This is a genomic window from Pseudomonas sp. CFBP13528, assembly GCF_005233615.1.
Taxonomy (GTDB): Bacteria; Pseudomonadota; Gammaproteobacteria; order Pseudomonadales; family Pseudomonadaceae; genus Aquipseudomonas; species Aquipseudomonas fluorescens_AM.
The window spans coordinates 1-917 of sequence record NZ_QGAJ01000041.1; the positions used below are offsets into that span (position 1 = coordinate 1).

Here is a 917-nt window from a genome sequence, read left to right on the forward strand (position 1 = left end):
CTGTCGACCGTGCATAAACTGCGTAAATCACTGGTGAGTCGACGCACCGGGGTGATCAACCAGGTGCACGGGTTCTTACTTGAGTTTGGCGTTATCTTTCCCACCGGCTATGCCGCGTTGGAGCGGGTTCCTGCATTGATGGAAGAGCACAATCTACCTCTGCTCCTGCAGCAGGCCATTAGTCGGATGCTTGATGACATTCGTCAATTGACCAGCGAAATCAAAGCGCTGGATACCGAGATCAAGCAGCAAGTAAATGGGAGTGACGCCGGCAAAAGATTACAGAGCATCCCCGGCATCGGCCCCCTCATCGCTAGCGCGCTGGTGGCCGATGTCGGGGACGCTTCGATATATAAATCGTCCCGAGATTTTTCGGCTTCGCTGGGATTGGTGCCACGGCAATACTCGACCGGAGGCCAAACCACACTGTTGGGCATAAGCAAGCGGGGCGATAAGTATTTGCGAACCTTGTTGATGCAAGGTGCCCAAACCCTGCTTTACCGAATTGATAAACGAAACGATGCCCTTGGAGTCTGGGCTAGAAACCTATTGGCCCGAAAACCACTCAACAAAGTTGCCTGTGCACTGGCTAATAAAATGGCCAGGATTGTCTGGGCGCTATTGACCAAAGGTGGCACCTACAACGGGCATGCCACCGCGTAATCCGGTTTTACCACCAGCTTTTGCGACGTCAGTAATTGATGGCGATAAACGGCAGATACCCTGGCTGAGAACCTGGTAAGCAAAATAGCTTTCTAAGCTGAAGCCCTTTTCAGGACAGGCAGGAGCGAATACTCATCAAGGGCCGAGCGTGTACCCGCGCTCACATGGAGCCCGAATACATTAGCGCAAGCCTGATTTACCGTTCATCGTGACTGGATAGCAAAAGGTGGGCTGACCATACATTTGGTTACTTT

The 917-nt window shown here is 52.3% G+C and carries 1 protein-coding gene; it reads left to right on the forward strand.

All coding sequences use genetic code 11. The features are described 5' to 3' along the window. The coding region (locus PspCFBP13528_RS27465; RefSeq protein WP_137201911.1) for an IS110 family transposase at window positions 1-663 on the forward strand (663 nt) is incomplete at its 5' end. Window positions 664-917 lie beyond the last annotated feature (254 nt).